Raw genomic sequence first — 23,925 nt, forward strand, 5'->3', positions numbered from 1 at the left:
AGCTAGCCGATCTATTGGGCCAATTTTTCTGTCAGCCACTCCACGTTGCGTCTGTAGATTGCGTCGCGATGGACAGGATGGATTTTGACGTGTCCTTCATCGGGATAAATAAACATTTCGACTGGCCATCCACGGTGACGTAGCTCGCTGTATGTCGTCAAACCCAAGCGAAACTCGACCGACGATGCCTGGATGAGCAACGGGACTGGCCGAGCCTTTGTGGCGCTCTCTAGCGCGCCCTCGTGCCAGAAATTCCGATTGGAATAGCGAGACGCGGGATACCCGCCCTGAACATAAAAGTCAGCGAGGCCTTCGCCTCCAAACGCCAACATCGTATCTGCCTGGCAGCAAGTGCTCAGGATCGCAGCCGAGAACAAATTTGAATTCGCGAGCGCGTAAGTCGCTGTTGAAGCTCCGTCGCTTTGTCCGGTTATGGCCACGCGCTGAGGGTCGATAATACCTTCGGCGGTCAGCCTTTGGATGATCTTTTCAAATGACGAAACGTTACTTTTGCGATCTACCCATCCGTCATTATTGGCTCGCATATATTCCTGTTCATTTGTCACAGGTAAAGTGCTGCCAAACCGGGGCGGGCGATTGAAGCTCAGCACGGCAAATCCGCGTGCTGCCAATGCCTGGATGGGATATTCATCCGCCGTCCCGCCCCGCAAAAAGCCGCGAGAATCATATTGAACGATCACAAGCGGCAGTCTTTGATTGTTTTTCCGATCGGGTGGGAGCACAAGATCGCCGAAGGTCGAAATGCCAAAGGAGTTGGCCCATTCCAGGCGCTTTACTGTTCCCAGCGTTAGCGATGCAAACTCCGGGTTAGGCTCAAATACGGATCGTCGCGTCCCGTCATTCAACGCAATTGCGACAATTGAGCGGGGGCTCGTCGAACTTTCCAGTGCGCATACCAGTTCAATCCGCACGCGCTTACAACCAAAGATGGCGTCTTGCGTGCTCAATAGGAGTTTGGGTGCCGATCGGCCAGGCTTCCAGGCATAAAATTCTGTGACACTATCGGCGACGCCGGTGCGGCGCTCATACCAAAGCGTGCTCCCATCGGATGACCACCACAGTCCCTGAGCGTTCGAGCACGACGTTTGCCGGCATTCAATCGTGCGACCAGCAACGTTCGCCTTTAACTGAGGGTTCTCCCGATATAACTTTCCCGATGTATAGGCATAGGCGGTATTGGCATTGCCTGCAGCCTTCGCGAAGGCAGTGACCGCGTTGGGCCAGCCAAAAGAAGGAGGGAGCAAATTTTCCGACCGGGTTGGCAGCGCCACGGGTTCGCCGCTGTTCGGATCGATTGCAAAATTCCTGAGCGGAATATCCGACGATACAAATGGCTGGTCACTGGCATATGGCACGAAGCGGCCGTCATAGCGATATCCGCTGCGCCCCTCATTTGTGATCGACTCTCGCGCGTCAACGGTACCAGGTCGACTTGAGTACAGAATTGCTGATCCGTCTTCTGACCAAGCCAACGCATCGATATCGACCGGGCTGGTCAGCAGTTTCTGCAAGCTGCGTCTGGTCAGATCGTACCGCCAAATTTCAGAGTGATCAGCAAAGATTTTAGTATAGGCAAGCGCATTCCCCGTGGGCGACCAGCGCAGAATCGCGTCTTTGGGAATACCTAGCGGGGGTTGCGCCACCCCGAATCTATAACCTGAAAATGGGAGTATTTCCCCGCCATCATCGATTATGGTGGGCTTTTGCCGCCCGCGTAACGGGACAAGAATGATCGCGGTGCAATAGCTATCTGTCGTGGCATCTGCCCTTCTAAGATGTAGCGCAAGGAGCGACCCGTTGGGCCCGACCTGAAAAGGTTCAGAGGAAATGGAAGTTGATAGACTGCCGAAATCTCTCAGCCGGAGAAGGTCATCCGTTGAGATGCTCCTTCTGCTATTCGTGTCCGTTGGGTCGATACGCAGGCTGCAACGATGCGCCTGGGCCCACAATGTCGAAGGGATCAAGGCGGTAGCGCCCATTATAATTAGTGCAGATGAATATAAGTATTTTGTCATAATGGCATCCATCGGATTGGAAGGGGTTAAATTAATCACCAGTCCTTGGATATTGTGGCGCTTATAAATCGTCCGATCGGAGAATGGTTTGTTGAGTCATAGTTAACGTAATAAGTTTGCCCGCTTGTCGGCGCAGAGTAGGGAGGTCTGCGATTGAGTATGTTTTGAGCGCTAAGGGTTATGCTAACGTTCTGAAGAGGTCCGGCGCGGTTCTGCATCTTATATCGGATCGAAGCATCTAACGTCGTCTGTGAAGCTATTCGACCGGACGGGGTGGACCGGTTATCTTCCAGGCTGCTCAGATGGTTGACGAAGGTCATCAACGAGAACGCATCGTTCATCCAGCCCACGCTGGCTCGCGCTTTGAACCGCGGAGGATTGAATATCGTCCCTGCAAGCTGCGTGACCGGCAAGCTATCGCTGACTTTCTGATTAGACCACAGCCACGATCCGCTCGCATTCAGGACCACAGAGGAGGAGTCGAGCGGAATTTTATAGTCCATGGTGATATCTATACCATGGATACTTTGGCGTGCCGCGTTGATGTATCTATTATTGAGAATGGCAACGATGTTGTTTGCGGCATCCGTTCCGCCGTAATTGTATATCTTGTCGGCTCCCGCCAAAATTGCGTCAGCTATGCTTTGGGATGGGTCGTACGTTATAAATGAGTCATAGGGCGAGGTCCCGGACAATATGCTCGAAGATGCCGCGCCGGGGACAGGCTGGATGATCCGATCCTTGTAGTTAACATGAAAATAAGTGGCTTGCAGATTCAGTCGCGGTATTTCGACAGGGTGAACGGAAAGAGTTGTTGACCATGATGTCGCCCTTTCTGGTTTGAGGTTCGTGTTACCTCCGACGTCAACCAGTAGTATTGAGCCGGCTGGGTAGCGCTGTGCTCCACCAAACGCTGAAACGGGGTATAAATAGGCCACACGATCAGCGAATTTATAATAAAGCATCGGCGCCTTGAAGGATTTTCCCCAGGTAGCCTTTATCTCAACAGACGGTGATAGCCCGTAAATCACTCCGATCTTTGGCACTGCTACGGACGCAATCTGCGGATATCGTTCATACCGCAACGCTGCGTTAAAGATCAATTTTTCCAATAATGGAGAGCCTTGGCCCGGCTTTACAAACGGTATCGAGATTTCGGAGAATGCATAGTAGCTACTGATGGAGCCATCGTTATCGGTTGCGGAGGTGTTGTAGCGCACCGTTTCGTAGTGGTTGTAACGGTACCCGCCCCCGGCGACGAGATCGAGAGTATTGCCATTGATAGTGACGAGCGGCCCTGAAGCGTAAGCCTCAACACCGCCCAGAACATTGCAATAGCACCCGCGAGTTCTGGCTGCAGTTTCCCCCTGATAGAAAGTGGTTTGATCGTATTCGGTCTTGCTGCGGCCGTACGTACCTGAAATCCGCACGCCCCACCGTGAACCCAGAGACATTTGCACGGAGGGTGATACCGAGAAATCACGGGTTTTCGGGGTGTTCGTGTACACATACCCAGAAGACGTGCCTTGTGAGGAAAACGCGGTTCTCACGTTGTAGGTGGCGTCGAGATATGCCTCGATTCCCGAAGAAATATCCTGCCGTCCCGTAATTACGAGGCTATTCTGATTTGTTTTGGGATATAGCGTGTTTCCGTCTGGCATATACGCTGTAAATTCGCGCTGACTGGAGAAGATCGCTGAGTTCCTGTCATGACTGAATGCAGCCATGAAACCGCCCGTGGACCATGTTCGACCAGCGACCGCGCTATATTGTTGCTTGAAATCGCCGCCATCGGTTGCTCCCCCGAGATTTGCAAGCAGGGAAAGACCATTATAGTTTTGCTTTAGAATAACATTCACCACGCCGGCAACAGCATCTGAGCCGTAGACAGCGGACGCCCCATCGGGGACAATCTCGATCCGGTCGATGGCGGCGAGAGGAATTGCGCTGACATCGACTGCCTGGACAAAGGATCCGAACGAGAGGCGGTGACCATTCAGAAGTGTGAGAGTGGCATCGGCTCCCAATCCTCTCAGGTTGGGGGAAGAACCAGAAGTGAGATTTTGATTGGTGATGCCAATGGCACCTGCTGCCACTCCAGGATTTTGTCCCCCACTGAAGTTTTGTGGAAGCGCTCGCATCGCTGCGCCGACGTCGGTTTGTCCCGCCAACTTGATCGTGTCTGCATCGAGTTGGATTGTAGGGGAAGAGGATTCCCCAGATGACAGGCGCGATCCGGTTACAATGATATCATTACCGTTTCCCGATGTGCTCGCGACGGAGGATACTCTTCCGGCACGGACGATCAATGCGCCGTCGATAACTTCGGCCGTTAGGGAGGTGCCTTTCAGCAATCGCTTTGCGGCCTGTGCGGGTGAAAATTGACCCTTGAGCGGCTTAGAGGTCTTTCCCCGCAGCGGGTCCGCCGGGGCAGAAAATTCCAACCCACTTTGGCGGGCAACGGCTCGCAGTGCCTCGGTTAGAGACTGGGCGGGTAAATCGAAGTTCCGAACCTGATCGGCTTGCGCCATTGCAGATGTAGCGCTGATCAACGCGCAGGCACAAACGCCGACGAAAAAGCCGTTACGAACCACTCGCATTTCATCCCCCATTGCCTGGATGGCGCGTTGCGTGACGCGCATACAAAGCTTGACGGGAGAAATTCGGCGGCGAGCATTCCGCCAATTATTTTGTCAGTACGAGCCTGTCCGACCCTTGATTTTCAACGGTAAGGCCAAGCGCGCGAGCAAGATGTTTCGCCACACTTTCGGGATTGCGGATATGCAACTCCGCACTCACCCGCATCGCGGCAATTTCTGGAGAAGCTGCCACCAGCTTGACGTCGGAATAGAGGTTCACCTCGGCGAGGATCACATTAACGGCCTCATCGTCATAGCTCTTCACGCCGATTGTCCATTGCTCGTCGTTGGCCGGCGCCGGTTCGGTGACAGCATTACCGGTTACCGTGGGTGTGCCAGAGTAGCGTATCCGTTCGCCTGGTTGAAGGTAGCTCTTCGCTGCCGACGCCGATGGCTTGCGTGTCTCGCATGGCGGAGTGACTGCGATACGCCCTTCGTACAATACCACATTCATCTGGCAATGCGCGCGCCGTTCCACACCGAACCGCGTGCCGAGCGCTGTGGTAGTGCCGCCATCCGCGGTGACGGTGAAAGGGCGCGAAACATCATGAGCAACGGCGAAGATGGCGCGGCCATGATCGAGCGTGACGTCCCGGCGGTCCCTATGCATCCAGACGAGCAACCGGCTATCGGTATCGAGCGTCACTACCGAGCCATCCGCAAGCGTGATATTTCTGACCTCACCTTTTCGGGTCGTGAAGATAAGCGGCGGATCGTCATACTTCCCGTCGGAGGATGCAATCGGCGTAGGTGCGGAGGGCGAACGCAAATTCTGACCAAGCACAAAATGCGCTCCCAGCAGAAGGATGGCGGCGAGCGATGCGGCGATCGCCAACTTTGCCCAGGGCCTTCGGGGCCGGCTGTCGCTCTTGTGACTGTTTTGACGTTCGCGAAATCTCACAGATGCGGGATCAACGATGTTCGATATCGCGGCGTCGGCGACGTCGAATGCGGCCTGGTGCTCGGGCGACTGCGCGCACCAATTCCTAGCAGCAGGCTTTCGTGCCGGGTTCTCGCGGACCGCCATCGCCCAGCGGCGTGCCTGCTGGCTGAGGGTGAGCAAGCCCGGTTCTTCGTCCGTCATTGGCCTTCCATCCCGTCCAACAGATGGTCCAACACCTTGAATATCTTTCTCTTCACCGCCCACTCATTCAGTCCCTTGCGCCGCCCGATCTCGCGAAAACTATACCCTTCCACTCGGTTGAGAAGAAACAGTTCGCGATCGAAGGGGTCAAGTTCCTCCAGCAGCCTCTCACAAAGAGCGATGTCCTGGCGAGCAGTCAAAATTCGAAGCGGATCGAATGGGGTAGGGATGTCGTCAGCATCCGACAAAGGACTTTTCCTATTATCCACGCGGGTTGCAGAGAGATCTGCGCGGTCGCGCAGCAGATTGATAGCAATACGGCGTAGATAGGCTTGGGGCGTCGTGAGAATTTTAACTGCGCCACTTCGAATAAACCGAACGAACGTCTCTTGGGTAAGCTCATCGGCTTCCGCTGCGGATATTGAATTGCGATAGAAGTACCGCGTTAGCCACCGACTTTCTTCACAGTAGAGTTGGACGATTACATCGTGGCTCGCGCTATCAATCGTACCATCTGTTTCGTCTGCACCGCTAAGAGATTGACCGTCATCCACTTCCACCGCCTCACGCTGGGAAGCTCCTGAGTTACAAGCGACTGGACCCGCTTTTGGCGCTCAAATGCCTCCTTATCGTTACATGATAACCACCTAGAGCCCCATGACGCAATCACAAATGGCACGATTAAGGGACAGACATGGGTTGGCGAGTATCGCCATCTCCATTTCATGGAGTTGGTTCGTATCCTCGCCCGAAATGTGAAGCATCATCGCAAGCTGCAGGGAATGACCCAGGAGCAGCTTGCCTTATCGATCGAAATGAAGCGGAGCTATGTCAGCGGGATTGAATGCGCAAATCGTAACCCGTCAGTGAAAGCGCTGGAGCGGCTAGCGAGCGCCTTAAATATCAACCCAAGTGAGCTCTTTGTCCCTCTGGATGAATATCCTGATGATCAATACCCGCCTATCCCAAGGGGCCGACGGGTTTGATATTCGTCGCTTGCGTCCCAGTCAGTTTTTCAAAATATCTCCCAACTCATCCATAATGTGATCCATCCGGCACCGGGTCCTGTCCGATAGCGAAACAAGGCTTCGCCTCCGGTCCTCTGGATCGGCCTTACGGTCCAACATGCCCGCATCGATCATCTCCACCGTGCGGCGGAAGGCCGTCGCGGTTGAGAGCCCGGATGTCGCGGCGAGTGCCTTGAACCCCTCTCTCATCCCCTGCTCCTTCGCGCGATAGAGATCGATCACCATGAGCCATTCTGGCCATTGCCGCCTTTCGAGCCCGAGCTTGAGCTCAGCGAGGCGGTGCTGCTGCTTGAGCGCTTCGCATATGCGCTGTCGCTGATCCATGGCGCTTACCCAGCCCTGGTCCGAAGCGGGGCGGGAGCGACCGGCAGGAGCCCCGACCGATAGTCGGCGATCAGCGCCTCCTGATCCGGGCGAAGCATGTCGATTGCGCCGACCGGACCGTTCTGCGCTTCATCCAGCAGCAGCGAGGGGCAGCGCCCCTCGTAAGTGCCGAGGTTGGGCCGATGGGCGCGGTAGCCAGCAAGGCCCATCACATCGCGCGGCAGTGACCGAGCGACATGTGGCGGATAGGCAAGCCACGGCAGTTCGTAAGGCTTGAGCCATCCGAGACTGTAACTGATGATCATCCCGCGCCGCGGCGTCGCGGTCACGTTCGCCCCGCCTGCATGAAGGGTGGATCCGAGGAACAGCAGGGCATCACCCGGCTCCATTTCTGCAGGAACAGCCTCTTCCATGCCGATGAAGATTTCATCCTGGCGCCGATGACTGCCCGGCCAGACCCGCGTTGCGCCATTCTCGGCCGTGTAAGTGGAAAAGGGCCACATGGCGTTGAGAAGATATTCGACGCCGGGCGCATGGATGGGCCACATGTCCTGGTCTCGGTGCGGGGGCTGTGGCAGGCCGCCCGGTTCAATCTCGATCGCCTGGGTGAGGTTGAGCTGGATCGTATCGCACCAGGGCCGGAGAATTCGCTCGGCAAGACCGTGGATTAGGGGATCGAGAACGAAACCGGCAGCGCGCGGCGAACGGTGCAGAAGCCCATGAAACCGCCGCGTCGTGTCGCCGTAGAAGGGCCCTCGCGAGAGCGGTGTGGTTTCGAAACCGGCCCGCAGATCATCGCCCAGCTTTTCGACCAGAAGTCGCGGGGCTGCACCGCGGACGATGCAGTAGCCGTCCCGGTCGAGTTGGTCGCCATAGTGCGCGATGTCGCGCTGCAGGCTGTCGATAGCAATGAGGGTCATGACCATCTCCCTTCAGGCGGCTTTGCGATCGATCGCCGCGGTGGGAAGTATGCGCATCGGAACGTGGGTTCCGGCCGCCCGCAACTTGGCAGGGGTGTCGGCATCGATTTCGATGAGGAGGGCGCCGGTCGGCAGACCCGAGATCATCTGCGGTATACCCAGTGGCCGAACCGTCCAGCCCAGCGAGAGGATCTGGCTGAGCCAGCTGGAATCGGCAACGCAGCTATACCCGGCGATGCCGCGCTGGAGGGCGAACTGAACCACGGCTGTCGCGAGCGCATTGCGGACTTCCAGCCTCCTGGCGGCCCGCAGGCCGCGCGAAAGGCATAGCCTGCTCAGTTCGAAGATTTGCGGGCCAACGGGCACGCTTGCGTCGCATAGCGAAGGAAAGATCGTCTCCAGCACATGCGGCCGGTCGCTGGGCAACAGGCGGATGGATCCCTCATGGGCACCGCTGTCATCGCTGACGACGATGTAGATTGCGTGGTCATCATCGAACTGGTCGATTTCGAACGCTTCGGCGACCACCGGGACGTCCCAGCCTAGCAGGTCCACGAACACCCGCTTGCGCGCATGATGCATGGCGTCGAGAACCGGGTTGGCGCCCGGCGGTTCGTGTCCTTCGAAAATCCGGATCATGGTGATGCTCCCTGTGTGGCCGGAATCGGCAGGGAGCATCATCGGTGTGAGGGACACCGCGAGTCTGTACCCGGAACTGGGACTTGATCAGTGCATCGAGAGCAACTCGGGATAGGTGACGATGCCGTCGAACAGGGCGCGTGCTATCAGATTGTTGCGCTGGATATTTCCATAGGCCCGCATGATCCGCTTGGCATATTCATGCGTCGTATGTTCCGAGAGGTGCAGGATGTCCGCGATCTCGCCATAGGTCTTGCCGCGCCCGAGCAGGATCAACACTTCTCGCTCTCGGGGTTTGAGCTTGGGCGGCGCGGGGAGTTCAAGACCTGCCCGGAGCCTTACGACGCGCCGCATCGCTTCAAAGGCGAAGGACACGGCGAAGAAGGCGGCAGGCATCGCCTCGGATGGCACTGTGTCAAGCTGGGAGGTGGCGAAAGTGCAGCTTCCGGCATATTCGCCGGGAAGGTGCATCGGTACCGTGTAACCGCCGCGCAGGTTCCGCTTCGCACCCTGTTCGAAGATGTAGCGCTGACGCGGCGTGAGCGTTTTCAGCATCCGGGGATTGGGCCAGAGGAAGCCGGTGTTTCGCCCGTCGCATGAGATCTGGACCGGGTCATCGAGGAAATACTGTCCGCTTATGATCTCATTCAGCCAGTCGCTGTCGTAATTGGTGAGACCATAAGCGCCGACCGGCGGGTGCAGCAGATCGACATGATGGCTGATCGCGAACCGGTCGAATCCCAAAACGAAAGTCAGGCGTTCAAGGGCTTCATAGACCCGGTTATCGTCTGACGTCTCCCCCAGAACACTGACTATCTGCTTGTAGTCGTCCCTGTCGAACATCGTATGCCTCCTTAATTCATGTTCGGAAATTTCCTTTCAACGCATCCATTGATCGCGCCATGTTCGGCGTTATGTTTGAGGGCGAACGTCATATTTTCGGCGTCTCGCGAAGTGGAGCGGGAGGAGGAAGACAGATGATCTGTAGTTTTCCTCATTTTCAGCGTGGAACCTGCCATGCCCACACAAAAAATCCTGACCGCGTTTCGCGAATTTCTTCTTCGTGCGCGTGGTGCGCATACCCGTTGGCAACGCAAACGGCAGCTTGCGCGCCATACCCGCAAGCTTGAAGCGATACTGCGCGAAGAGCCGCCCTATGTAGCCGAGGCCGTCGACCTCTTTTTCCGCCAGAAACAGCCTGTCCCGGCCATTGCGGAGACACTCGGCGTCGATGTCGAAGAGGTTCGGGACGCGCTTCTTCGCATCGTTGAACACTTCGAGCCGGACGTGCATTGATATGTCCATCTGCTTATCGGGTTCTGGAGCAAGGCTCAGCCAATCCGCCGGACCAATGTATCGCGCAGCGACGCTCCTGATTGCGGATTGTCCTGCACCCGGCCCGTAGCGCGCGGAATGGACTGGAGAGAGGAGCGTCATTTCAGCCACCCCGCCTCGCGAAAGCTCACGATTCCGCGGCGCGCGACGACGAGATGATCGTGCACGACGATACCAAAAAATCGGGCTGCGTTCGCGATCTTCTCTGTAAGATCCCGATCCGCCCGCGAAGGTACGGGCGATCCTGACGGGTGATTATGCGCGAGAAGAATAGCCGTCGCATTCAGGTCGAGGCACCGCTTGAGGATTTCACGGGGCCAGACCTGAACACCGGAAACAGACCCGATCCCCATGACCTCGTCGGCGATCAGTTCGTTACCTGCGTTCAAAAACAACACGCGAAAATGCTCGACCCGCTCATAGGCCATGTTGCCGCGCAGATAGTCGTGAAGGGTCTGATCACTCGATAATATCGGTCGCCGGATCAGGGCGGACCATAGCATCTGCTTCAGCACGCGCTGGAAGCAGCGGAATGTTCGCTCGACATCCATGGCGTGGTTGAGCAGCTCGATCCGCTCAGCCGGACACGCCGCCAGCGCGCCACCCAGTGACCCGAACCGGGTGAAGAGACGATCAGCCAGTTCGCGGGCCCGGTCGGGCCGGGTGAGCCCGATCAGCTCTTCCAGGGCGCGTCGGCACCCCTGCGCTTCAGCCGGTCCTGATGACGCCATGTCGCGGCGATCAGGACGATCTGCGCCAGCCAGCTCCATACCGCTATCGCATGCATGTAAGCGCGCGGCACGACATTCGGCACAGTCTGCAGCATGACATGGAGGATGACCTCGTCCGCCAGCATGGCTGCGACCCACATCGGCCAGAAGCGATTGCTCCGAAGGGATAGCCATAGGAATATTCCCAGGATAGCCAGGTCGGTCAGAAGAATACCTGTCTCGACGTGCTCGAAGCGGTGAATGGCGGGCGATGCAGCCAGAACGCTGAGACCGGCGCCTCCAAGGAGGGTTGCCGCCCCGATCTGCTCGGGACGGCCCCCTTTCACGAACGCATAGCCGCTGCTGACGACCAGCAGAGCGGAGAACAGGATTTGTCTCGTCATGACCCATGGCAACATGATTTGTGAAAGCTCGTCAATCACGAGACGCGGGCAATCATACCGCCCGCAGGTGCTGGCCGGCGGGCTCCGAGATAGCGCCCCTGACCTTGAGCAGGTCGCCATAGCTCACCTCGGTCAGGCCCATGTCGTCGCTGGCCTGTTTGAGATTGGCGTGGGTCGCGACGATCCGTTCGCGCGTTTCGGCCACGAGCACCATGGCCGAGGCGGAACTGGCAAAGGCTTCCTGGCCGATGGCCGCCGAGAGACGGGCGTCCAGGCGAGCCAGGGGAAGCGCCGCATTCAGTTCGGCAATCCGGGCGGCGGCAATATCGAGGGCCGCTTCAGCGGCGAAGAGACGTTCAGCGACGTTTCGGGCGATGGTTTGGCGTTGAGCGCGCATGTTTGCTCCTTCCCATCCTCACGGACAGGTTCAAGAATAGGGGTTTTGGGATAGATGCTGCCCTACTGGCTCACGAGAGTGTTGAGCGCCGAGAGCAGCGACACTGCGGAACCTATGATGACGAGCAACGCCGCCATCAGGATCACAAAGATGATCAGCGTATATGATCCGGTCAGGTCATTGTCTTGCCTCCCTGCTGTACGGACGGGAGCCAGATCACGCAGGGCGCGTAACGAGCGAGAGCGGTTTCCATTGGCCATAGGCCGTTGTTCCTCCGCGAAGCTGTCGACTGCCTGCGCTACCTGTGTCTGTGTGTCCGTGGGTTCGTCAACACGCACATCAGGGCAGGAATCGCGGTTCTCGCCTAGGGGCAATAAATGAGGGGGCAATAAATGTTGGAATTCTGATGGGGCATTTTGTGCCTCCCAGGCCACGAACATCTGGGCTGCGACCCTGCGGGAAACCCCGCCCAATATCTGGCGCGCCTCGAATATGAGATTGTTCACGGTGCTGGGCGACAGACCCAAAATCAGGCCGATTTCCTTGGCGGAATAGCTCTTCGCCGCTTCGCGCAGGCAGTCGCCATGCCGCCGGCTGAGAAGCTTCATCTTGTCCGAATGGTCTGTAACCAAGGGCATTTCCCGTCGCCCTCCTCGGGCAATATGAAGTCGCACCTTTCCTGCTGCGCGTCGTATCCGATCTTCCGGCTATACTTGCCGGTAACGGTGTCGAATTCGATCACATGCCGCTTCAAACTATACCTCTACGTCCCGCCCGGTGACAGGTCAAACAGGCGATTGCTGAAGAGATTCAACGATATGTAGCCTTAAGGCAACGGTAGACGGTTAAAATCTATTAACCCGGTTCGTACGGGCGACGACTCGCTTTTTACCCCGACGCCAATCCGAGTCGGGCGCGAGCGGGATGCGACGAAAGGGAGAGGGAGGGCGAATGGCGAAATAATCGAGGTATCGTCATGCGAAGCTCCCACTGGATGTCACCCGTTGCCGACTTCCCCATATCCCCCGGCGCAGTTCACCCGCTTACCCGTTCCCGGCAAACTCCGGCGGATTTTCGGGGCAGGATCCATGCGTGCCCGATGTTCATGATGTCGAGGTCATTCCGCGAAAGGTCATCGCCGGCCAGGTAGGAGACGAGCACCATGGCCCCAGCACCTGACCTCGAGATCGAGGGCGAGCGGCTGTGCCGACGGCTCGGCGGCAGATGGACGAATGGGCAGGGGCTCTGCCTGTGTCCTGCGCACAACGACCATGATCCCAGCCTGTCCATCCGCGTCGGCCACCGTGCCCTGCTGTTCAAATGCTTCGCCGGCTGTGACACGATTTCGGTCCTGCGAGCGATCCGCCGACTGCGTCTGCCTCTTCCTCAATCCACCCTGGAAGCACCGTATCCCCACGCCGCGTCGACCGAGAAACGACCAGGGCCAGCCTTGCGCCTCTGGGATGCATCTGTTCCACTCATCGGGACGTCCGCCGAAGCCTACCTGTCCGGGCGCCTGCTTCAGCCGCCGTGGCAAGACCTCCGCTATAAAGCGCGCGCACCGCTCGGACGTGGCCGCGACGTGGTATTCCGACCGGCGCTGATCGCCGCCGTGCGCGAGAGGCACCGGATCGTCGCTGTCCACCGGTCCTTCCTCGATCCGCTATCAGTGAGTTTGGCGAAGGATCTGACCAATCCTCGCATGATGCTGGGGCGTCCCGGTCGCGGCGCTGTCCAACTGGCGCCGGCGAACGACATTCTGGGTCTCGCTGAAGGGATCGAAACCGCGCTTGCCGCCATGCGGCTGCACCGGCTTCCGGTCTGGGCTACGCTCGGCGCCGAGCGCGCCGGGCATATTCTCCTGCCCGGCAGCCTCGAACGGCTCGTGCTCCTGTTCGACAGGGATGCGGCCGGATGGTCCGCGCACCAGCGCGCTCTCGAAGCTTATGCCCGGCCTCACCTGGATATCCGCAGTATCTGGCCGTCTACAGGGCATAACGACTGGGCCGATGTGCTCGCCACCCGGCTGCGCGCGGCCGGAGGAGCGGCCAACGAGAGAAGGCCGCCCCGCGTCCCGAGACGCGGGGGCAGCGAACCCGTCAGCCGTTGAGGCGATCCTTCACCGCCTTGGCCGGGGCGAAGCTCAGCTTCTTCGAGGCCTTGATCGCGATGGTCTCGCCGGTCGCCGGATTGCGGCCCTCGCGTGCAGGGGAATCCTTGACCTTGAACTTGCCGAAGCCGTTCAGCGAAATGTCTTCGCCCTTCGCGGCGGCATCGGTGATCAGATCGAAGACACTGTCGACGGCCTGGCGTGCATCGGCTTTCGTGAGGCCGAGCGCCGCCGCCAGCGCTTCTGCGAGTTCGGAATTGTTCATGAAAAGTCTCCTGGAAAATGGCGAAGCCCCGTGTCCTTAGCCGCGCAGCACCCCATGGTCACGACCCAAAAAGGCGCGACCGAAAAGGAGAGGGGGAAGGGGGCAGCGCGCGCGGCCTGATTGTGCGGGCCGTCGCTCCTCCAGGAGTTTCCTTATGATCAAACCAGCCCTTCTCATCCCCGCGAGCCATCTCGCCAAGTCGCCCATCAACGTGCGCAAGCGGACCGATCCGCGCGCCGATGCCGAGCTCGAAGCCAGCATCGCCGCGCATGGTCTCCTTCAGAACCTTGTCGGCGTGCCGGTGTCCCGAAAGAAGGGGCACTACCGCATCACTGCCGGAGGCCGGCGCCTCGATGCGATCCACCGCCTGATCGCGAAAGGCGTGCTGCGGCCCGATCACGACGTGCCCGTTCTGGTTCTTTCAAACACGAAGGACGGTCGTGAGATCAGCCTCGTCGAGAACTTCGAACGGCAGGCGCTTTCCCCTGCGGAAGATTGCCTCGCTTTCCGGGACCTTATCGAGGTCGAAAAGCTGAGCCCTGCGGACATAGCCCGGCGCTTCGGGATCGAGGAACGCTTTGTGCTTGGCCGCCTGCGTCTGGCCAATCTCGCCGATCCGATCTTCGCCGCGCTCGAGGGCGAGGAGATCACGCTCGACGTCGCCAAGGCCTATGCCACGACCGCGGACAGGGGCCGGCAAATGGCAGTGTGGGGATCGCTGCGGACCGGCTTTTCGCGCGATAACGTCAACGAGATTCGCCGGGCGCTCAAATCCTACAGCTACCGGGCCGATGATCCCAGGGCACTGCTGGTCGGACGCGACGCCTATATCGCCGCCGGTGGGCGTGTCGAAGACGAGGATCTGTTTTCCACCGCTACCGATGAGCGCTGGATCGATACCCATATTCTCGACGACCTGGCCACAGAGAAGCTCGCCGCGCAGGCCGAGGCGATCCGTCAGCGTGAAGGGCTGCGCGAGGTGCGGGTGGTTGCCGCCGAGCACGTTCCCTACATGGCGACCTTCGCGCTGCAACCGCTGAGCGGAAGCATTGAGCCCCTCACCGGGGAACAAGAGGCGCGTAAACAGGAGATCGAAGCGGAAATCGCCGGGATCGACCTTCGCGCGAGAGATGAGACCTACGAGCCTGAAGGCGACGAGGCGCAGCGCTACGTCGACCTCCAGGCTGAACTGCGTGCGATCACCGAACGCGAGCCCGTGATCGATCCCGGGCAGAAAGCCTTCGCGCTCGGCTATGTGGTGTTGAAACCCGATGGAACCCCGCAGATCCATCATCAGCTCTACCTCGCACCCACTGCCGACACGGGTGCCGACGAGAGCGATGACGAAGACGCCGAACCTGCCGACGGGCTCAGCGGCTCCGGTGCGGCGATCGATACCGCGCCCGCCATGAGCCAGCGCCTGCGGGAGATGCTGGCGATGATGAAGACCGAGCTCCTGGCCGTCCATGTCGCCAGCGACCCGGCATTCGCGCTCGATCTCGGTACCTTCCTCATGGTCGAGCGGGAATGCCGGCATATGCCCTGCATCCTGCCGAGCGATCTATATGCCGCGCCGGCGCCGCAGCTTCTTGCCGATTTCAAGCCCGAGACCGCGGCGGCGGCAGAATGGCGCAGGCTGGAAGAGGCGCTCGATCGCAGTTGGACCGGCTACTCAGGGCTTGAGGAGCGTTACGATGCCTTCTGCGCGCTTGGCGATGAAGCGCGGGCGGCCTGGCTCGGATGGGCGATTGCGCGCACGCTCCATGCCGTTCCCGATGGCCGCGAGGGCACCGACTTCCTCAACCATCTCGGTCGCAAGCTCGGCATCGATGTGGCTGCCTGGTGGCGCCCCACCGCACTGACCTTCTTCGACAAGCTGACCAGGCCCGGCATCCTGGCTCTCTTCGAGGAGATCGGCGGCAAGGAATTGCGCGTACGCTATTCGGGTTCGAAGAAGCACGACCTTGCCGCATCGGCCGAGCGGCTGTTTGGCGGCGACGTGGTCATCGAGCCCGAAATTCAGGAACGGGCGCTCGCCTGGCTGCCCGAGCAGATGCGATTTGGTCCCGCCGAAGGGGAAGCCGATGCCGATGATGAAGTGGCGAATGCCGATGCGGACATGCCCGTCCGGTCGGTCGACGCATCCGATAACACAACAGACGAAACTCTGCCGCGCGCCGCGTGAAGATCGCAGGGACCGGGCTTGTCCCGGTCCCGCCTTGTCCCCTCAGTTCAGGCCACAGCACTTCTTGTACTTGCGCCCCGATCCACAGGGGCAGGGGTCGTTTCGACCAATCTTCTGGCGTTTGATGCTGGACGGCCGATGCGGATCATTCTCCAGCCGCCGCCGATGCAGCATCTCCACCCAAATCGGGATCAGGTCGGCCCTCCGGTATCCCAGCGATCCTCCTCGGCGCGTGTGAGCTTCCGCGTCCTGTCGGCAAAGGCGCGCAATGTCCGGATGCCCTCGATCCATACCGAAGGGCCGCTGAGCTACTCAAAAATATCTTAAGCGCTCGATCGGAAATAGAGCCGTCGACCGTCTTCTGAGATGATGGCAAACAGGATCAAGTATATGGATCCGCTGACGTGACGCGCAACAGGCGCGAGATTGTCGCCTGGGTGGGAAGCCATGTGGTTCCCCACGAGGCGGATCTGCGCGCCCGGCTCAGGCGGATGGCTGTGCCGGAAGACGAGGTCGGGGACATAGTTCAGGATGCCTATGTGAAGATCGCCCGGCTCGACGATGTCTCGCACATTCGCAGCGGCCGGGCCTATTTCTTCTCGACCGCGCGATCCGTGCTGCTCGATCGTATCCGGCATGACCGGATCGTGCGGATCGACAGTCTTACTGAAGCCGATATGCTGGCATTGGCCGACGACGATCCGGGCCCGGAACGGCGGGCCAGCGCGCGTCAGGAACTGGAGCGGGTCCGGCAGCTGATCGCGGAACTGCCGGAACGGTGCCGCGTGATCTTCGAAATGCGCCGAATCGAAGGCGTGCCGCAGCGTGAGATCGCCGAAAGGCTCTGCGTTCCGGAACATACGGTAGAGGCACAGGCGATACGCGGCCTCAAACTGATACTCAAAGCAATCGCGGGAGAAAGCATGGAAGCGATGCCTTCCCGGCGAGGGAGCAGGAAAGAAAGTGAACGTGACGAGCAGCGCAATGAATGATGACGACGCCGCGCGCTGGGCGGTCCGGCTTGGCGAAGGGGCGCTGACCTCTACGGAGGAGCAGGCCCTCGACGATTGGCTGCATGCCGACGAGCGGCGGCAAGGCGCATTGCTGCGCGCCGAGGCCGCGCTGGCGTATCTGGATCGCGGCCGCGCCATGGCGGATACGTTTGTGGAAGCACCCAAAGACGATGATTCACCGGTCTGGACGCGCCGCCGTTTTCTGATCGGCGGAAGCACGCTTGCCGGACTGACCGCAGCCAGCGTCACCGGCTTCATCCTCACGCGACCTGCGCCGATCGAGATCAGGACCGCATTGGGAGAAATCCGGCGTGTGCCACTGCCGGACGGATCGGTGGCGTCGGTCAACACCGCCAGCGACGTGGCGGTGGTCATGGTGGACAAACGCCGCGATGTCCGACTGAACGACGGTGAAGCCTGGTTCCAAGTGGCGCATGACAAGAACCGCCCCTTCGTGGTCGAAGCCGGCACAGTCCGGGTGAAGGCAGTCGGCACGGCTTTCTCCGTACGCCGCCGCGATGATGGCGCCGACGTGCTCGTGACCGAAGGCTTGGTAGAAGTCTGGGTGGAGGGTCATGAGAACCAACGCACCCAAATTGCCGCCGGATCGAAAAGCTTCGTAGCTGCCGATGCCAAGCCGATCGAGGTTGCATCGGCCGGTAACATGATCGACCGGGCCTTGTCTTGGCGCACCGGGGAACTGGCGCTTAACGGCGAGAGCCTGGATTATGCGGTCGCTGAACTCAATCGTTATAACGCGCGCAAAATCGTAATCGATACCCCGGCTTTGGGTCGGGAATCGCTAGTCGGCTACTTTCGCGTCGACCAACCCGAAGGGTTTGGCCAAGCCATCGAAGCGACGATGGCGGCAAAAATGTCAATCCAGGACAATATCATCCACCTCTCCCGGTGAATCGTGAACTTTTTTCGATGGCCACCATCGGAAAGACGCTGCCCGACCGTCCTATTTTCATCGGGCCGCAGTCCATGCGGACGGGGGAGATAACGAATGCGGGGAAAATTCGGACCATCGGTACAGCAGCTTCTCTGGGCGAGCACTGCGGCGCTCACTTTTGCGGTGAATCTCAATCCTGCGCTGGCCCAGACGCGGACATTCAACGTGCCGGCACAGCCAGCGTCACGCGGCATTCCCATGTTCGCCAAACAAGCAGGCATCCAAGTCGTCGCCAGCGGAAGCAGCCTTCGTGGGAGACGCACCCGCCTGGTACGTGGCAGCTACACGGTTGCGGAAGCTCTTCGCCTTCTTCTTGAAGGATCGGGGTTAGTAGCCTCGTCCACGGGATCGACCAGCATAATCACGATCCGGGCAGATACATCTGCAGCCGATGGACAGACCGTGCGGCCGGCAGCCGATAGCGAAAGCGCCGATATCGTCGTGACCGGATCGCGAATCGTAGGCGGAGCTTCCGCTTCTCCAACTATTAATCTTGATGCCAAGCAAATGCGGCTTGCCGGGCAGGCTGAGCTTGGCGAAGTACTACGTTCGTTGCCGCAGAATTTTGCCGGGGGGCAGAACCCCGGTGTCATGAGTGGCACTACCGGCAGTGGCAACGGCAATGTGAGCTCTGGCTCTTCTCCCAATCTTCGAGGACTGGGAGGCGATGCAACGCTCACGTTGATGAACGGCCATCGGCTTTCGTACGGTGCAAGGGTACAAGCCGTAGACGTCAGTACCATTCCTCTTGCCGCTGTTGACCACGTCGATATCGTCGCGGACGGAGCTTCAGCCATCTATGGTTCGGATGCCGTAGGCGGTGTGGTGAATGTCGTACTGAAGCGTAATTTCGATGGAGCAACCCTGGTAGCAAGACTAGGCGCAGCAACATCGGGGGGCGATGTTCAGCAGCAATACAGTGCCGTGATAGGAAAGACATGGCAAACGGGCGGAGTAATGGCTGCTGTCAGCCATGACTATAATTCCGCAATATACAGCCATGATCGCAGCTTCACGCAGTATATGCCGCAGGGGACCACCCTGTATCCCGAAATAAAGCAAACAAATGCAATCATATCCAGCCATCAGTCAATTGGATCGTTTGCCGATATTTCAATCGACGCCACCTACAGCCGCAGAACGTCGTTTCAACAGGAGGAATTGGTTTACGGAGATATTTACCAGAACTCTCCAGAAACCGAGTCCTACTCGATATCCCCGTCGCTTAAAATCAAAATAGCACCCGACTGGCATTTTAGCTTAGGGGGAACCTATGGGCGGAGCGACACAAAGTTCGACCAAATAGGACTGTACGAGGGCACGCAGACGAGCCGCATCCGTGGCTGCTATTGTAACGAGTTGGCCAATATCGAGGGCTTTGTATCGGGGCGAATACCGGGAATTATCGCTAATCCTATCGGCATCGTTGTGGGTGGAGGTTATCGCAACAATCATTATACCTCCACGCGGTACTCCGCATCGAGAGCCGACTCCGCTGGGTCGGTCAAAAGCTATTATGCGTTTTCTGAGCTGTCGTTGCCATTCGTTGAGCCCGGTCAAGGCGGCCTTCTCCTTCATAGTCTTTCAGCAAACGCCGCCGTGCGATACGAACGGTATCCGGGCATTGCCAATGTCGCCGTGCCGAAGTTTGGCGTCGTATATGGAGTTTCCCCATCCATCGACATAAAGACGTCATGGGGAAAGTCATTCAAGGCCCCGCTCTTGAATGATCTTCGGGCTGCAACTTACGCCCAGTTGTACACTGCCGATACATTTGGAGGAGAGCGCTTTCCCGTCGGATCGACAATGCTCATAGAGTCTGGCGGCAACGCGGACCTAAAGCCGGAGAAAGCCACTTCCTGGTCTGCTTCCATCGCAGTGCATCCAGAGTGGATCAAGGGCTTCAACCTTCAGGTCAGCTACTTCAACGTGCAGTATAAGGACCGCGTCGTGCAGCCAGTAGCAGGTACGGCTGTCTATCAGGCGCTGTCTAACCCGGATTACGAGCAATATGTCACCTATGACCCCAGTCAGACGCTGGTTGATCAAACAATCGCCAATGCAGACCTATTCTATAATTATACGACGCCCGATGGTCCGAATAATGTCGTCGCGATCCTTAATAATCGCTACGTGAATGCTGCAAAACAGAAAATCGATGGCATCGACCTGACTGCCGATTATCGGATCGATATTGGCACTCAGTCAGCAATGCTGCTGAACGCCAATGGAGCCTGGCTCTGGTCGAAACAGAAATTGACCAGCGAAAGCACAGCGCTGGATATGGCGGGCATTATCTTTAATCCTCCAAGATTCAAGGCGCGCGGAAGCATCGGATGGACCGACGGCAATTTCACATCGATGCTTTATGTCAATCACATCAGCAGCCTGAAGGATACGCGGTCCACGACGGTCGCCAAGATTTCCTCACAAACGACATTTGACGGATCGATCAGATATGAGCTTCCCACCCCCGCAGGACCATTCCACGGCGTAAGCGCTCTTCTCAGCGTGCAGAACATATTTAATCAGCGCCCGCCCTATGCGGCGCCGACGAGCGGCTACCTCGACTATGTGAACTACGATTCGACCAATTTCTCGGCCATTGGTCGCTTCATAAGCCTGACGCTCTCGAAGGACTGGTAACGAACAAGTCCGGCAGGTCGCTCACTCTCCCGAAAGTTTCATCATGACACGGTCTCGTTTCGCAGCCCACGCGAGTTGCGTCTTGGCGCTCGCATCATGCGCCCACATTTCCCAAGCCAAGGCCCAGGTAACGCCTTGTACGCTGCCAAGACCAGCCACAGCCGAAGCTTCGGAACATCGCGCCATCAATTCGGATGATCTCCTTCGTCTGCGGGATTTTGGCGAGTTGGGGGTAGCAATCACTTCCGAACCTTTTGAACTATCCTCCGACGGAAAATGGATCGCCTTGCAAATTCGCCAAGCTGATTCAACGACGAACGACTATTGCACGGCCATTGTGCTTGCACCTGCGAGGCGGGGCGAATCTCCTACTGTCATCGATGACGGCGGAAAGATCGTTGCGGCTTACAGCACCGCATATGGAGCAGCCGAGGTTCCCAAAGGCATACCCAAGAATATTCTGATAAGATGGTCGCCTGATAGCACCCATCTCGCCTACACGAAAAACTTTCTGGACCGCTCAGAAATCTGGCGATTTGACCTAGCAGATCGGTCAGCGCATCGCTTGGCTACGTCTGATGTCGATATTGAAGAGCTGGCCTGGGAGCTGGATGGCTCAACAATTCTCTATTCGTCTCGTCCAGATAGAACAGCCGCCCGTAAAGCCATCGAGGCTGAGGGTCGCGACGGATATCACTACGATAGTCGCTTCCGACCGCTATACAGCGACCGCCCTTTGATTTCGGCGAATGTTCCTCTTGTTCACAAAGCGATCAGATCAGCGGACGGAACGGAAGTTGCGCCGCCGAAGGAAAGTGTCCAGTTGCTGCGGCCTTGGTCTACCTGGCCAGAGGGAGCTGTCGCCTATGCGGTCTTCGCGTCGGGCGACAGCGTCGCCTGGTCTGCCTCGTCTGGTCAGATCTTCGGCGAGAAGCCAACACTGGCGCTTCGTGTGGATGGTCAAATAGTGCCATGTTCACAGGCGAAATGTTCGAACGTTCAAGGACTCTGGTGGTCAAAGGATGGGCAAACGCTTTACTTCGAGCGCCGAGCCGGTGTGGCGGACGGGCGGACGGAGTTCTACGCCTGGATGCCCCGACGCGGAAGCCCGCGGTTATTGCTTGCCACGGCAGACTCGATCTTTGGATGCAAATTAGCCGATAGCGACCTTCTTTGCGCGGAAGAGACTGCCACCAAGCCGCGCACCCTGGTCGCCATCTCGACGCGAAATGGGGCTCGACACCGCATCTTCGACCCCAATCCGGATTTCGAGAGATTCTCGCTGGGTACAGTCCGCAGGCTGGAGTGGTCGAATGATTTTGGGATTTCCACCTTTGGCGATCTCGTCCTTCCGCCGGGATATCAAGGGGATCGGCGCCTCCCACTGGTAATCGTCCAATATGATTCGAAGGGCTTCCTACGTGGTGGGACTGGTGATGAGTATCCGATTCAGGCTCTGGCTGCGCGTGGTTTCGCCGTGTTGAGTTTCAACAGACCTCCATGGTTCGCCTACACCATGGCGCCACGTAGCGAGGATGAATTCAACCAATTCAACCTACGCAACTTTGCCGACAGACGGAGTAACCTCTCTTCCCTCGAGAGAATAATCCATCAGCTCGACGTGGAGAAAATCATCGATCCAACGAAGGTCGCCATTACGGGTCTCAGCGACGGCGCAGTGACCGCTACATTTGCTCTCTCGCATTCCACCCTGTTTTCGGCTGCGATCCTCAGTACATGTTGCGAAGGGCCTTTTGCGCTCGAAATCGCCGGATCTGCACTGGACGACTATTATGTACAGGCGGGGTATCCAGCCACGAACGCCAACGGCGCGGCCTTCTGGCGCTCCGGATCCCTCGCCAATGCTCTGAATCCCAAGATTCTCCCGATTCTCATCCAGGCGTCCGCTGCGGAATATCGGATGGCGTTGGGTACCTATCGAGAGTTGCGTCATCGTGGATGGCCGGTCGACATGTTTGTCTACCCTGACGAGGGACATATAAAAATCGAGCCCGGGCATCGGCTGGCGGTTTATCGACGAAACATCCAATGGCTGGACTTTTGGCTAAATGGAAAAGAGGATGATTATCCGACAGATGTACGCCAATATCAGGTCTGGCATAATCTGAAAGAAAATAGAATAATCCAGTAGACCCATAACACAATTCACCATCTGTCCTTTTACGAAGAACTCCGCAAAAATTGCCGAAAGGAGCAGGGTACTTTTGAAATAATGGCGAAGGTTAGGCGGGAAATCCGACCTCGAAAATTTTCGATGATCTGACCAAAAAAAGCACTTTCAGGTCGACCGGCGGAATTGAGATTTGGTGCGCAATAGGTTGGTCATTACCGGCAAGCACATGATGATTCCGGAGACCTATGTAAGGCTAAACGTTCCATTGTTACTTGTCCTGGAGAACATATTCCATCCCGGTCGGCCGACGAATCCGATAACGCGACAGTCAAAAATCTGCCGCGCGCCGCGTGAAGATCGCAGGGGCCGGGCCTCTCCCGGTCCCGCCTTGGCCTCTCAGTTCAGGCCACAGCACTTCTTGTACTTGCGCCCCGATCCGCAGGGGCAGGGGTCGTTTCGGCCAATCTTCTGGCGTTTGATGCTGGAAGGCCGGTGCGGATCATTTTCAAGCCGCCACTGATGGAGCATCTCCACCCAGATGGGGATCAGGTCGGGCGCCTCGGTATCCCAGCGATCCTCCTCGGCGCGCGTGAGCTTCTGCGTCCCGTCGGCAAAGGCGCGCAATGTCCGGACGCCCTCGATCGCCGCCCTGCATCCGGTGTCATCGTCGGCCAGAACCCGTAGCCACCCGGCAGGCGAGATGTCCATCGCCTGCCCGAACCCCTCGATCCACATCTCCCACAGCGTCTCGTCGGTCCGGGTGTCGATTTCCAGCACCGGCTCGAATGTGCCGGGCTGTGCCAGCGATGCAAGGATCTCATGGTAGCGATGCATCACCAGATCGATGAAATGCTGCATGCCGCCGGCATCGGCGAATGTGGGAATGCCCTCGCCGTCGTCTCCCGCCCAGATCGTCTTCAGCCATTGACTGGGCACGATCAGGTCCGGGCTGACGATGACGCCGGTCAGGAAGCCGTCGAGTTGGGTGAGCAGCATGCAGTCATCGCCCTGCGCGAGCAGCAACTGATCGAGCTCATCGAGATAGTCGAACGAGAAAGCCATTTCCCTTCCTAGCCCGCCTTTGCCCGCTCGTCATCGTCC

The 23,925-nt window shown here is 58.3% G+C and carries 23 protein-coding genes; 8 read left to right on the top strand and 15 right to left on the bottom strand.

What is annotated here, in order from left to right; genetic code table 11:
* Positions 1 to 11: 11 nt before the first annotated feature.
* The 4 genes from WBP06_RS26790 to WBP06_RS26805 are packed head-to-tail and all read right to left on the bottom strand — an operon-like array spanning position 12 to position 6,313.
* Positions 12 to 2,075, bottom strand: coding sequence for an Atxe2 family lasso peptide isopeptidase (locus WBP06_RS26790; protein ID WP_395335585.1), 2,064 nt, complete (start codon positions 2,073 to 2,075; stop codon positions 12 to 14).
* On the bottom strand, positions 2,072 to 4,678 hold the full coding sequence (locus WBP06_RS26795; protein ID WP_395335587.1) for a TonB-dependent receptor domain-containing protein: 2,607 nt from the start codon (positions 4,676 to 4,678) through the stop codon (positions 2,072 to 2,074). Before WBP06_RS26795 ends, WBP06_RS26790 begins: the two co-directional genes overlap by 4 nt.
* Positions 4,679 to 4,721: 43 nt before the next feature.
* Positions 4,722 to 5,759, bottom strand: coding sequence for a FecR family protein (locus tag WBP06_RS26800; RefSeq protein WP_279728018.1), 1,038 nt, complete (start codon positions 5,757 to 5,759; stop codon positions 4,722 to 4,724).
* Positions 5,756 to 6,313 (bottom strand): RNA polymerase sigma factor, encoded by a 558-nt coding sequence (locus tag WBP06_RS26805; protein ID WP_279728017.1) that lies wholly within the window; start codon positions 6,311 to 6,313, stop codon positions 5,756 to 5,758. The genes WBP06_RS26800 and WBP06_RS26805 overlap by 4 nt, the downstream gene beginning before the upstream one ends.
* A 171-nt stretch (positions 6,314 to 6,484) precedes the next feature.
* Here WBP06_RS26805 and WBP06_RS26810 point away from each other — a divergent pair, with 171 nt between their 5' ends.
* A complete protein-coding gene (locus WBP06_RS26810) occupies positions 6,485 to 6,745 on the top strand; it encodes a helix-turn-helix domain-containing protein (RefSeq protein WP_279728016.1) in 261 nt (86 codons plus the stop codon).
* A gap of 21 nt (positions 6,746 to 6,766) precedes the next feature.
* On the opposite strand, the gene WBP06_RS26815 is transcribed toward WBP06_RS26810, so the two are convergent.
* The 4 genes from WBP06_RS26815 to WBP06_RS26830 form a co-directional block, all read right to left on the bottom strand.
* Entirely contained in the window at positions 6,767 to 7,111 is a 345-nt protein-coding gene (locus WBP06_RS26815) for a MarR family transcriptional regulator (protein WP_279728015.1), read from the bottom strand.
* Positions 7,112 to 7,116: 5 nt separating this feature from the next.
* Positions 7,117 to 8,031, bottom strand: a complete 915-nt coding sequence (locus WBP06_RS26820; protein ID WP_279728014.1) for a phytanoyl-CoA dioxygenase family protein — start codon at positions 8,029 to 8,031, stop codon at positions 7,117 to 7,119.
* A 12-nt stretch (positions 8,032 to 8,043) separates the two neighbouring features.
* The gene (locus WBP06_RS26825; protein ID WP_395335591.1) at positions 8,044 to 8,670 is read right to left on the bottom strand and encodes an acyl-homoserine-lactone synthase; all 627 of its coding nucleotides are present in this window, start codon (positions 8,668 to 8,670) and stop codon (positions 8,044 to 8,046) included.
* 87 nt (positions 8,671 to 8,757) lie between these two features.
* On the bottom strand, positions 8,758 to 9,513 hold the full coding sequence (locus WBP06_RS26830; RefSeq protein WP_279728012.1) for a LuxR family transcriptional regulator: 756 nt from the start codon (positions 9,511 to 9,513) through the stop codon (positions 8,758 to 8,760).
* 174 nt (positions 9,514 to 9,687) lie between these two features.
* On the opposite strand from WBP06_RS26830, the gene WBP06_RS26835 reads away from it, so the two are divergent.
* The gene (locus WBP06_RS26835; RefSeq protein WP_279776125.1) at positions 9,688 to 9,966 is read left to right on the top strand and encodes a hypothetical protein; all 279 of its coding nucleotides are present in this window, start codon (positions 9,688 to 9,690) and stop codon (positions 9,964 to 9,966) included.
* Positions 9,967 to 10,103: 137 nt separating this feature from the next.
* Here WBP06_RS26835 and WBP06_RS26840 read toward each other — a convergent pair whose 3' ends face one another.
* The 4 genes from WBP06_RS26840 to WBP06_RS26855 all read right to left on the bottom strand — a co-directional run bounded on the left by WBP06_RS26840 (position 10,104) and on the right by WBP06_RS26855 (position 12,124).
* Positions 10,104 to 10,775, bottom strand: coding sequence for a RadC family protein (locus tag WBP06_RS26840; protein ID WP_279728010.1), 672 nt, complete (start codon positions 10,773 to 10,775; stop codon positions 10,104 to 10,106).
* Complete coding sequence (locus tag WBP06_RS26845) at positions 10,679 to 11,158, bottom strand: hypothetical protein (RefSeq protein ID WP_279728009.1); 480 nt, start codon at positions 11,156 to 11,158, stop codon at positions 10,679 to 10,681. The genes WBP06_RS26840 and WBP06_RS26845 overlap by 97 nt, the downstream gene beginning before the upstream one ends.
* Positions 11,159 to 11,171: 13 nt before the next feature.
* The gene (locus WBP06_RS26850) at positions 11,172 to 11,516 is read right to left on the bottom strand and encodes a hypothetical protein (protein WP_334183850.1); all 345 of its coding nucleotides are present in this window, start codon (positions 11,514 to 11,516) and stop codon (positions 11,172 to 11,174) included.
* Positions 11,517 to 11,578: 62 nt separating this feature from the next.
* Positions 11,579 to 12,124: a LuxR C-terminal-related transcriptional regulator gene (locus WBP06_RS26855; protein WP_279728007.1), complete on the bottom strand. Its 546-nt coding sequence runs from the start codon at positions 12,122 to 12,124 to the stop codon at positions 11,579 to 11,581.
* A gap of 554 nt (positions 12,125 to 12,678) precedes the next feature.
* Between WBP06_RS26855 and WBP06_RS26860 the strand changes: the two genes are divergently transcribed.
* Entirely contained in the window at positions 12,679 to 13,626 is a 948-nt protein-coding gene (locus WBP06_RS26860; protein WP_279728006.1) for a toprim domain-containing protein, read from the top strand.
* On the opposite strand, the gene WBP06_RS26865 is transcribed toward WBP06_RS26860, so the two are convergent.
* Positions 13,616 to 13,891, bottom strand: a complete 276-nt coding sequence (locus tag WBP06_RS26865; protein ID WP_279728005.1) for an HU family DNA-binding protein — start codon at positions 13,889 to 13,891, stop codon at positions 13,616 to 13,618. The genes WBP06_RS26860 and WBP06_RS26865 overlap by 11 nt on opposite strands.
* A gap of 154 nt (positions 13,892 to 14,045) precedes the next feature.
* Between WBP06_RS26865 and WBP06_RS26870 the strand changes: the two genes are divergently transcribed.
* The gene (locus tag WBP06_RS26870; protein WP_395335597.1) at positions 14,046 to 16,076 is read left to right on the top strand and encodes a ParB/RepB/Spo0J family partition protein; all 2,031 of its coding nucleotides are present in this window, start codon (positions 14,046 to 14,048) and stop codon (positions 16,074 to 16,076) included.
* Between the two features lie 42 nt (positions 16,077 to 16,118).
* Here the strand turns inward: WBP06_RS26870 and WBP06_RS26875 are convergent, their stop codons facing one another.
* Positions 16,119 to 16,367 carry an SEC-C metal-binding domain-containing protein gene (locus WBP06_RS26875; RefSeq protein ID WP_334183852.1) on the bottom strand — a complete coding sequence of 83 codons (249 nt, stop codon included), beginning with the start codon at positions 16,365 to 16,367 and terminating at the stop codon, positions 16,119 to 16,121.
* Between the two features lie 158 nt (positions 16,368 to 16,525).
* On the opposite strand from WBP06_RS26875, the gene WBP06_RS26880 reads away from it, so the two are divergent.
* The 4 genes from WBP06_RS26880 (at position 16,526) to WBP06_RS26895 (ending at position 22,842) form a co-directional block, all read left to right on the top strand.
* On the top strand, positions 16,526 to 17,068 hold the full coding sequence (locus tag WBP06_RS26880; protein ID WP_334183906.1) for a sigma-70 family RNA polymerase sigma factor: 543 nt from the start codon (positions 16,526 to 16,528) through the stop codon (positions 17,066 to 17,068).
* Entirely contained in the window at positions 17,040 to 18,002 is a 963-nt protein-coding gene (locus WBP06_RS26885) for a FecR domain-containing protein (protein WP_279728002.1), read from the top strand. The genes WBP06_RS26880 and WBP06_RS26885 overlap by 29 nt, the downstream gene beginning before the upstream one ends.
* Positions 18,003 to 18,098: 96 nt before the next feature.
* A complete protein-coding gene (locus WBP06_RS26890) occupies positions 18,099 to 20,690 on the top strand; it encodes a TonB-dependent receptor (protein ID WP_279728001.1) in 2,592 nt (863 codons plus the stop codon).
* A gap of 82 nt (positions 20,691 to 20,772) precedes the next feature.
* Entirely contained in the window at positions 20,773 to 22,842 is a 2,070-nt protein-coding gene (locus WBP06_RS26895; protein ID WP_279728000.1) for an Atxe2 family lasso peptide isopeptidase, read from the top strand.
* Positions 22,843 to 23,220: 378 nt separating this feature from the next.
* On the opposite strand, the gene WBP06_RS26900 is transcribed toward WBP06_RS26895, so the two are convergent.
* Entirely contained in the window at positions 23,221 to 23,886 is a 666-nt protein-coding gene (locus WBP06_RS26900) for a UPF0149 family protein (RefSeq protein ID WP_279727999.1), read from the bottom strand.
* Positions 23,887 to 23,925 lie beyond the last annotated feature (39 nt).

Source organism: Novosphingobium mississippiense (genome assembly GCF_044029535.1).
In the GTDB taxonomy this organism is placed as follows: domain Bacteria; phylum Pseudomonadota; class Alphaproteobacteria; order Sphingomonadales; family Sphingomonadaceae; genus Novosphingobium.